This is a genomic window from Citrobacter europaeus, from assembly GCF_037482245.1.
Lineage (GTDB): Bacteria > Pseudomonadota > Gammaproteobacteria > Enterobacterales > Enterobacteriaceae > Citrobacter > Citrobacter europaeus.
In genome coordinates this window covers 427,933-436,910 of record NZ_CP148084.1, presented here as the reverse complement: position 1 = coordinate 436,910, position 8,978 = coordinate 427,933, and the positions used below count along the sequence as shown (strand labels likewise).

The 8,978-nt window shown below is 50.8% G+C and carries 11 protein-coding genes; 5 read left to right on the top strand and 6 right to left on the bottom strand.

Annotation, left to right across the window (positions count from 1 at the left end; translation table 11 throughout):
- The first annotated feature begins 211 nt into the window (after nucleotides 1-211).
- Entirely contained in the window at nucleotides 212-766 is a 555-nt protein-coding gene (locus tag WHR59_RS02145) for a gamma carbonic anhydrase family protein (RefSeq protein WP_043018529.1), read from the top strand.
- Here WHR59_RS02145 and WHR59_RS02140 read toward each other — a convergent pair.
- From WHR59_RS02140 to dprA, 6 genes are read right to left on the bottom strand one after another with little or no spacing between them, the layout of a single operon-like run.
- The gene (locus WHR59_RS02140; protein ID WP_043018530.1) at nucleotides 742-999 is read right to left on the bottom strand and encodes a DUF1488 domain-containing protein; all 258 of its coding nucleotides are present in this window, start codon (nucleotides 997-999) and stop codon (nucleotides 742-744) included. The two genes, WHR59_RS02145 and WHR59_RS02140, sit on opposite strands and share 25 nt — an antisense overlap.
- Nucleotides 996-1,817 (bottom strand): shikimate dehydrogenase, encoded by an 822-nt coding sequence (gene aroE / locus WHR59_RS02135; RefSeq protein WP_043018531.1) that lies wholly within the window; start codon nucleotides 1,815-1,817, stop codon nucleotides 996-998. Before aroE ends, WHR59_RS02140 begins: the two co-directional genes overlap by 4 nt.
- Before the next feature lies 1 nt (nucleotide 1,818).
- Nucleotides 1,819-2,391 carry an L-threonylcarbamoyladenylate synthase type 1 TsaC gene (gene tsaC / locus WHR59_RS02130; RefSeq protein WP_043018532.1) on the bottom strand — a complete coding sequence of 191 codons (573 nt, stop codon included), beginning with the start codon at nucleotides 2,389-2,391 and terminating at the stop codon, nucleotides 1,819-1,821.
- 4 nt (nucleotides 2,392-2,395) lie between these two features.
- On the bottom strand, nucleotides 2,396-2,938 hold the full coding sequence (locus tag WHR59_RS02125; protein ID WP_338843548.1) for a DNA topoisomerase family protein: 543 nt from the start codon (nucleotides 2,936-2,938) through the stop codon (nucleotides 2,396-2,398).
- 26 nt (nucleotides 2,939-2,964) lie between these two features.
- The gene (gene smg, locus WHR59_RS02120) at nucleotides 2,965-3,438 is read right to left on the bottom strand and encodes a DUF494 family protein Smg (RefSeq protein WP_003031162.1); all 474 of its coding nucleotides are present in this window, start codon (nucleotides 3,436-3,438) and stop codon (nucleotides 2,965-2,967) included.
- Entirely contained in the window at nucleotides 3,410-4,534 is a 1,125-nt protein-coding gene (dprA, locus tag WHR59_RS02115; RefSeq protein ID WP_181634256.1) for a DNA-protecting protein DprA, read from the bottom strand. Before dprA ends, smg begins: the two co-directional genes overlap by 29 nt.
- Before the next feature lie 129 nt (nucleotides 4,535-4,663).
- Here dprA and def point away from each other — a divergent pair, with 129 nt between their 5' ends.
- Genes def through trkA form a run of 4 tightly spaced genes read left to right on the top strand, consistent with a single transcriptional unit; the run spans nucleotide 4,664 to nucleotide 8,874 of the window.
- Complete coding sequence (gene def, locus WHR59_RS02110; RefSeq protein ID WP_003031159.1) at nucleotides 4,664-5,173, top strand: peptide deformylase; 510 nt, start codon at nucleotides 4,664-4,666, stop codon at nucleotides 5,171-5,173.
- Nucleotides 5,174-5,187: 14 nt separating this feature from the next.
- Complete coding sequence (gene fmt, locus WHR59_RS02105) at nucleotides 5,188-6,135, top strand: methionyl-tRNA formyltransferase (protein ID WP_075145559.1); 948 nt, start codon at nucleotides 5,188-5,190, stop codon at nucleotides 6,133-6,135.
- A gap of 51 nt (nucleotides 6,136-6,186) precedes the next feature.
- On the top strand, nucleotides 6,187-7,476 hold the full coding sequence (gene rsmB, locus WHR59_RS02100; protein ID WP_043018536.1) for a 16S rRNA (cytosine(967)-C(5))-methyltransferase RsmB: 1,290 nt from the start codon (nucleotides 6,187-6,189) through the stop codon (nucleotides 7,474-7,476).
- A gap of 21 nt (nucleotides 7,477-7,497) precedes the next feature.
- Nucleotides 7,498-8,874 carry a Trk system potassium transporter TrkA gene (trkA, locus tag WHR59_RS02095; protein ID WP_003031153.1) on the top strand — a complete coding sequence of 459 codons (1,377 nt, stop codon included), beginning with the start codon at nucleotides 7,498-7,500 and terminating at the stop codon, nucleotides 8,872-8,874.
- Nucleotides 8,875-8,978 lie beyond the last annotated feature (104 nt).

The following is an 8,978-nucleotide window of genomic DNA, read 5'->3' as shown; positions in this document are numbered from 1 at the left end:
ATTCACATCTGCCGTGTCGATGGAGGCGCATTATAGGGATCCCATTTTTTAGCACAAGTGTTTTTTGGATCTTTTTTGCTGAATGCTTGTTTTTCACCCCTTTCGCTACATTCCTGCGCAATTTGGCTGATTTTTGATAGCTAAATCACTTGCACAGTCTCAATAATCCAACCAAAGTCTTCATTACCGCTCTATTTTCGTTGAGGTAAACATGTCTGATGTATTACGTCCTTATAAGGATCTTTTCCCACAGATCGGAAAACGCGTGATGATCGACCCCAGCAGCGTCGTCATTGGTGATACTCGTTTGGCTGATGATGTTGGGATTTGGCCATTGGTTGCGATTCGTGGCGACGTGAATTATGTACAAATCGGCGCCCGTACGAACATTCAGGATGGCAGCGTTTTACATGTCACGCATCAATCCACATCGAATCCGCAGGGTAATCCATTGATCGTGGGTGAGGATGTGACGGTCGGTCATAAAGTCATGCTACACGGCTGCATCATTGGCAACCGCGTATTGGTCGGTATGGGATCGATTGTATTGGACGGCGTAGTGGTAGAAGACGACGTTATGATTGGGGCTGGAAGTCTGGTTCCGCAAAACAAACGCCTGGAGAGTGGATATCTGTACCTGGGAAGCCCGGTAAAACAGATCCGCCCATTAAGCGATGAAGAGAAAGCAGGCTTAAAATACTCAGCTAACAACTATGTTAAATGGAAAGATGAGTATTTAAGTCAGAGTAACCAAACCCAACCCTGAGAATCTTCCTGCTGATCCTGGATCAATGCTTCGGCCTCTTCCTCCAGGTCCCAGCGATACTGTTGAAAAGTTTCCAGCCACTGTTCAGGCGTGCTGCCACCAAAGCGGGACGCCAACCTTTCTCCTGAAATAGCACATGTTAGCTGCATACCATGAACCATCGCCGGAAAAACCACGGCGCTGACATCCGTGCGCCATTCTTCTCGATCGGGAAACTGGATCGCCTGATTCATGCCGACAATTCCTGTTGCATGCTTTTAATGACGGGTTCAATCTGCGGCAAAACCCCATGCCAGAGTAAAACGGCGTGCGCGGCCTGACCCACCAGCATCCCCAGGCCATCGGCATACTGTTTCGCCCCATGCTCAGCACACCAGGAAAGGAACGGTGTATTCCCTTGCTGATAAAACATGTCATAACAATAGACAGAGGAGTGGATAAGTGATGTCGGAATAGCGGGTACCTCACCGCTAATTCCGCTAGACGTCGCGTTAATGATCAAATCAAAACTGTAATTATCAAGCTCGTCCATACCCACTGCCTGCACGCTGCCGGTATGAGAGAAGAGTTGAGCCAGTTCTTCAGCGCGCGAAGCTGTACGGTTAACGATAGTCACCGCGCAATCCATAGAAAGAAGAGGTAATAAAACCCCACGGGATGCGCCACCAGCCCCGATCAGTAGAACTCGCGCTCCAGGACGAATGAAAGATAAACGTTCAAGATCGCTTAATAAGCCAATGCCATCCGTGTTGTCTCCCAATAAACGCCCATCCTCTAATCGTTTAAGGGTATTAACCGCTCCAGCAAGAGATGCCCGCTCCGTTAGTTCATCGGCACGTGCAAACGCCTCTTCTTTAAAAGGTACGGTGACATTTGCCCCCTTCCCGCCCTCAGCAAAAAAAGCGTTCAGCGTATTCACAAAATCATTGATGGGCGCCAGTACACGCCCATAGGAATGATCAATCTTCAACTGCTCTGCAAATTGCTGATGAATAAAAGGCGATTTACTGTGCGCTATCGGATTACCAAAAACAGCATAGGCTTCTTTCATATTACCCCTGTCGAAACTGTTCACCCGTCAGAGCATCACGGATCTCCGAAGGATTCAAACGCCCTCCGGTCTCTCCTTCAACTACGGGAAAGTCTGTACCAAACTGCGCGCGGACTTCCTCTACCGTTCTGCAAGGCGGTAAGCCACTCAAATTAGCACTGGTGGAGACTAACGGTTTGCCATAAGCCTGGCACAATGCAACCACCAGCGGGTGATCGGTGACACGCACGGCCAGCGAATCAAAACGACCGGTCAACCAACGAGGCGTTGTCGCAGGCGCCGGGAATACGAAGGTGACAGGACCAGGCCAGCGGGCGAACACCGCCTCACGTTGGGCATCAGTAAGCGTGCTATCGTCAATGTAAGGCTTAAGCTGGTCAAAGTTTGCCGCAATCAAAATTAAGCCTTTATCGACCGGGCGTTGTTTTAGCTCCAACAGACGGGTAACAGCCGTTTCGCTGTCGGGATCGCAGCCGACGCCAAATACAGCTTCTGTTGGATAGGCGATGACTTTTTCTTGTTTCAGAACCGCTATCGCCGCAGCGATAGGGCCTGTGGGCAGGTTATTATTCACTTTTTTATTCCGCCGGGATCGGCTTTCCACATTGTTTACTGGCACAGAAATGTTTCACACCCTGCGCGGTTTTCTTTTCTAAGAGTAGCGGATAATGACACTCAGGACACTCTCCGGCTAACGGTTTGAAGTTAATGACAAACTGGCACTCCGGATAGCGATCGCAGGAGTAAAAGGTTTTGCCATAACGGGAACGCCGCTGGACAAGGTGGCCAGTCTGGCATTGAGGACAGACAATTGCTGTTTCATCAGGCTTGTCGATAAGTTCCGTGTGTTCACACGTCGGATAATCACTGCATCCAATGAACATACCGAATCTTCCCTGTCTCAGAACCAGTTCAGCGCCACATGCAGGGCAAAATTTACCCTCCAGAACTTTGACAATATGTCCGTCCGCTGAAGATTTTAGCGGACGGATGTAATCGCATTCTGGATAGTGTGAACAACCGAGAAACGGACCGTGTTTCCCGGAACGAATAACCAGTTCAGCCCCGCATTGTGGGCAGGGCTCGTTTTTACGCACCGTGAACAGTGCTGATTTAGCCATAACAACTCATACTGAATGAAGATTGATTAATGCAGCATACCTTCATTCACTTCAAAGAGTAATTCTTCCATTTGCTGATAGGCATTTTCACAACCTGGAATGTTGAATAGCACCATCAGGATCACCCACTTCAGGTCTTCCAGATCGAACTCTGCCGTATCCAGCGCGAGTACACGCTCAATAACCATTTCTCGCGTTTCGAGGTTTAGCACCTGAATCTGCTCCAGGAATAGCAGGAACCCTCTACAGCTTGCATCCAGTCGATCGCACTCTTCTGCAGTATAAATACGTATAGAAAGAGGGTCAGATGCCAGCTGCATAGGTTCAGCAAGCCCATCCTGATAATCAGCTAGCTTTTCCAGCCAAAGTAACGCGTTGTAAATGTCTTCACGATCAAAACCAGCGTCGGTAAGATCCCGTTCCAGTTTGTCCTGATCCACACGCAGCTCAGCTTCGTTATGGATATATGTCTCAAACAAATACATTAGTACGTCGAACATGGCATGCCCTCCTCAATCGGACATAGCCGCCGGGTACAGCTGCGATCCATCCTGCTAACTCCAGTTCGAGCAGTTGAGCCACTACCTCTGGCACAGGTTGGCCGGCACGTTCAGCGACGACGTCAACAGGTGTTACCTCATCTCCTACGTTAGCCAGGAGCTCCGGAAATGGCAATGCCACCTCTTCGTGATCTGGCGAATAAATTGATTTTTCAGGTTCATCTGGCAGCCAATGCAGCCCATATTGCAAATTTTCCAGAATTTCCTCTGGAGCGGTCACAAGCATGGCTCCCTGCTGAATAAGCCAATGTGGGCCTTCGCTTCCCGGACTCCCTATCGGTCCAGGCAAAGCAAAAACCTCCCGTCCTTGTTCCAGCGCGCAGCGCGCAGTGACCAGTGACCCGCTACGCTGGGCTGCTTCAACAACCAGGACACCTTTACTTAGACCACTAATAATGCGATTTCGTCGGGGAAAATTGCGCGGTAAAGGGAGCGTATCTAATGGGAACTCAGACACCAGTGCGCCTCCAGCATCAATCAGCCGTTCAGCCAGACGGACATGCTGTCGTGGGTGAATGGTCTCAAGCCCGTTACCCAGCACTGCTATACTCGTGCCCTGACGGTTTATCGCAGCATTGTGCGCCACGCCATCAATCCCCCGGGCCAGACCGCTGGTGATCGTCACGCCGCATGCTGCAAGCTTTTCACAAAACAACCGTCCCCAGCGTTCGCCATACCAGGAGTGCTGTCTGCTGCCGACAACGGCCACCTGGAACGAGCGGAGGCATGCGGGGTTTCCTGCGACAAAAAGCACCCCAGGATAATCCTCAATCGCACGGAGCAATGGCGGGTAATGATCGCTGTCGGCAACCACAAAATGGTGGTTTGGCTGCTCAAGCCAGCGCAGCGTTTTTTCCAGCGTCTGCTGTGAAAAAGTTAAAAATCGTCGGGCCTGACGGGGAGAGAATCCTGCCTGCAGGAGTACCGCATTGTTAATGCACGGTTGAGTATTAAGCCAGTGGGCAATGCGCACCATCTCATCACCATACAGTTCATTCACTTGCGCTAAACGTAGCCAAATTTCGATTTGGGTCATCCCTGTTCCCCTGCCACAAGCAGTCCTGGCAATCTTTGCGATTGGTCACTGATGCTGTCAATCAGAGGGGGTTTTGTCTAGAATAGAGGTAATAATCTTTTCAACTCCTGAACACAACTCTGGATAACTATGTCAGTTTTGCAAGTGTTACATATTCCGGACGAGCGCCTTCGCAAAGTCGCAAAACCGGTCGAAGAAGTGAATGCAGAAATTCAGCGTATCGTTGATGATATGTTCGAAACGATGTACGCCGAAGAAGGTATCGGTCTGGCAGCAACACAGGTCGATATTCATCAGCGCATCATTGTTATTGATGTCTCTGAAAATCGCGACGAGCAGTTGGTACTTATTAACCCAGAGCTGCTGGAGAAAGACGGCGAAACCGGCATTGAAGAAGGCTGCCTGTCAATTCCTGAACAGCGTGCGTTAGTACCACGCGCAGAGAAAGTAAAAATTCGTGCGCTCGATCGCAACGGCAAATCTTTTGAACTGGAAGCCGATGGCCTGCTGGCTATCTGCATTCAACATGAAATGGATCACCTGGTCGGTAAACTGTTTATCGATTATCTGTCTCCGTTGAAGCAACAACGCATTCGTCAGAAAGTTGAAAAACTCGACCGCCTGAACGCCCGAGCTTAAGGACAAGAATCAACGTGTCAGACTCACTACGTATTATTTTTGCGGGTACACCTGACTTTGCAGCGCGTCATCTCGACGCGCTGTTGTCTTCTGGACATAACGTCGTTGGCGTGTTTACCCAACCGGACCGCCCAGCGGGACGCGGTAAAAAGCTAATGCCCAGCCCGGTAAAAGTACTGGCAGAAGAAAAAGGGATACCGGTTTTCCAACCCGTCTCTCTTCGCCCTCAGGAAAACCAGCAGTTGGTTGCTGATTTACGCGCAGACGTGATGGTAGTGGTGGCATATGGCCTGATTCTACCAAAAGCCGTACTGGAAATGCCGCGTCTGGGTTGTATTAACGTTCACGGTTCACTGCTGCCACGCTGGCGTGGCGCGGCACCGATCCAGCGCTCACTGTGGGCTGGCGATGCCGAAACCGGTGTGACTATCATGCAGATGGATGTTGGCCTCGACACCGGTGATATGCTGCTTAAGCTGTCCTGCCCGATTACGGCAGAGGATACCAGCGGCTCGCTATACGACAAGCTGGCAGATTTGGGGCCTCAGGGGCTGATTGAAACGCTAAAACAGCTGGCTGCCGGCACGATAAAACCAGTGGTACAAGATGAATCACTGGTTACGCATGCAGAAAAACTCAGCAAAGAAGAGGCCCGCATCGACTGGTCACTTTCGGCTGCTCAGTTGGAACGTTGCGTCCGCGCCTTTAACCCATGGCCCATGAGCTGGCTTGAAATCGACGGTCAGCCAGTGAAAGTCTGGCAAGCTTCGGTTATTACAGCAAACACCCAGGCCGCGCCAGGCACTATTCTTGAGGCGACAAAGCAGGGTATTCAGGTCGCAACAGGCGACGGCATCCTGAATCTCGTCTCTTTGCAGCCTGCCGGTAAAAAAGCCATGAGCGCGCAGGATCTGCTTAATTCGCGCCGGGAATGGTTTATACCCGGTAACCGTCTGATCTGACGGTTCATCTCTTTAAGCCCGGTATCTCCGGGCATTTTTATTTTTGCGCTTATGAAAAAACATCTTAATTTACGCAGTATGGCGGCCCAGGCCGTCGAACAGGTTGTCGAAAAAGGGCAATCATTAAGCAACGTGCTGCCTGCCATGCAGCAAAAAGTTGCCGATAAAGACAAAGCGCTGCTGCAGGAGCTTTGCTTCGGCGTATTGCGCACACTCTCCCAACTGGAGTGGATGATCCAGCAGTTGATGGAACGTCCAATGACGGGCAAACAGCGCACCGTTCACTATCTGATCATGGTGGGCTTCTACCAGCTGCTGCATACCCGTATTCCACCGCACGCTGCGCTGGCTGAGACCGTAGAAGGCGCAGTTGTCATAAAGCGTCCGCAGCTCAAAGGGCTGATCAACGGCGTGTTGCGCCAGTTTCAACGCCGTCAGGATGAACTGTTGGCCGAGTTCGCGCAAAGCGATTTACGTTTTTTACACCCCTCCTGGCTAGTGAAACGTATTAAGAGCGCGTATCCGCAGCAATGGGAAGCCATTCTTGAAGCCAATAACCAGCGACCGCCGATGTGGCTTCGTGTCAATCGTATTCACCATACGCGCGATGCCTGGCTGGACCTGCTTACCGAAGCGGGATTAACCGGTTTCCCGCATCCGGACTACCCGGATGCAGTACGTCTGGAAACGCCGGCCCCTGTACACGCTCTCCCTGGTTTTAGTGAAGGCTGGGTAACCGTCCAGGACGCTTCCGCTCAAGGATGTGTAACTTATCTGTTGCCAGAGAACGGTGAACAGATCCTCGACCTGTGCTGCGCGCCGGGAGGGAAAACCACTCACATTCTGGAAGTTGCTCCGCAAGCTAACGTCATGGCCGTCGATGTCGATGAAAAACGCCTGTCACGCGTTTACGACAATCTGAAACGCCTGGGCATGAAGGCAACCGTAAAACAGGGTGATGGCCGCTATCCACAGCAGTGGTGCGGTGAACAACAGTTTGACCGTATTTTGCTGGACGCTCCATGTTCTGCCACCGGGGTGATACGTCGCCATCCGGATATCAAATGGCTGCGCCGCGACCGGGATATTGCCGAACTTGCCCAATTACAGGCTGAAATCCTGAATGCAACCTGGTCACACCTTAAACCTGGCGGCACGCTGGTTTATGCAACGTGCTCTATCCTGCCAGAAGAAAATCAGCAGCAAATTGCCGCCTTCCTGGCACGCACGCCAGATGCGGTATTAAGCGAAACCGGTATACCGGAAAAACCCGGGCGTCAGAATTTACCGGGTGCGGAAGATGGCGATGGCTTCTTTTACGCTAAGCTAATCAAAAAGTGATGAGATAACGGGTCGCGACTGATGAAAATTATCATTCTGGGCGCAGGTCAAGTTGGCGGTACGCTGGCTGAAAACCTGGTCGGAGAGAACAACGATATCACGGTAGTCGATACCAATGGTGAGCGCCTGCGTAGCTTGCAGGACAAGTTTGATCTCCGCGTCGTGCAAGGGCATGGTTCGCATCCCCGCGTTTTGCGTGAAGCTGGGGCCGACGATGCCGATATGCTGGTTGCCGTAACCAGCTCAGATGAAACAAATATGGTTGCCTGCCAGGTAGCTTATTCACTGTTTAATACGCCTAATCGCATCGCCCGAATTCGTTCACCGGATTACGTTCGTGATGCCGACAAGCTGTTTCAATCCGATGCGGTACCTATCGATCACCTGATTGCGCCTGAGCAACTGGTTATCGATAGCATTTATCGGCTGATTGAATATCCGGGTGCATTGCAGGTAGTAAATTTTGCCGAGGGTAAAGTCAGCCTTGCTGTGGTGAAAGCCTATTACGGTGGGCCGCTGATTGGTAACGCACTGTCGACAATGCGTGAGCATATGCCGCACATTGACACCCGCGTGGCGGCGATTTTCCGTCATGACCGACCGATCCGCCCGCAAGGTTCTACCATTGTTGAAGCGGGTGATGAAGTCTTCTTTATCGCAGCATCGCAGCATATTCGCGCCGTAATGAGCGAATTACAGCGTCTGGAAAAACCGTACAAACGCATTATGTTAGTGGGTGGCGGTAATATCGGCGCTGGTCTGGCACGTCGTCTGGAAAAAGATTACAGCGTCAAACTGATCGAACGTAATCAACAACGCGCATCGGAGCTTGCGGAGAAACTGCAAAATACGATCGTCTTTTTTGGTGATGCCTCGGATCAAGAGCTGCTGGCAGAAGAACATATCGATCAGGTTGATCTGTTCATCGCGGTGACCAACGATGATGAAGCGAATATCATGTCGGCGATGCTTGCCAAACGGATGGGCGCCAAAAAAGTAATGGTGTTGATCCAACGTAGAGCATACGTCGATCTGGTACAAGGCAGCGTGATCGATATTGCGATATCACCGCAGCAAGCGACCATCTCTGCACTGCTCAGTCACGTGCGTAAAGCTGATATTGTCGGTGTATCTTCACTGCGCCGTGGCGTTGCGGAAGCCATTGAAGCCGTCGCACACGGTGATGAAACGACGTCACGGGTTGTAGGGCGTTCAATTGATGAAATTAAACTTCCACCAGGAACCATCATTGGCGCCGTTGTGCGTGGTAACGATGTGATGATTGCCAATGATAACCTGCGCATTGAGCAGGGCGATCACGTAATTATGTTCCTGACAGATAAAAAGTTTATTACCGACGTCGAGCGATTATTCCAGCCAAGTCCTTTCTTCCTGTAATAATTTGGGCGCTAATACAGCGCCCTTTTTATTTCCCTTTATTTTTCATGGTCTAATAAATTTTCCTTTCGGCAATACATAAATGGAAATTGCCTAAACATTTG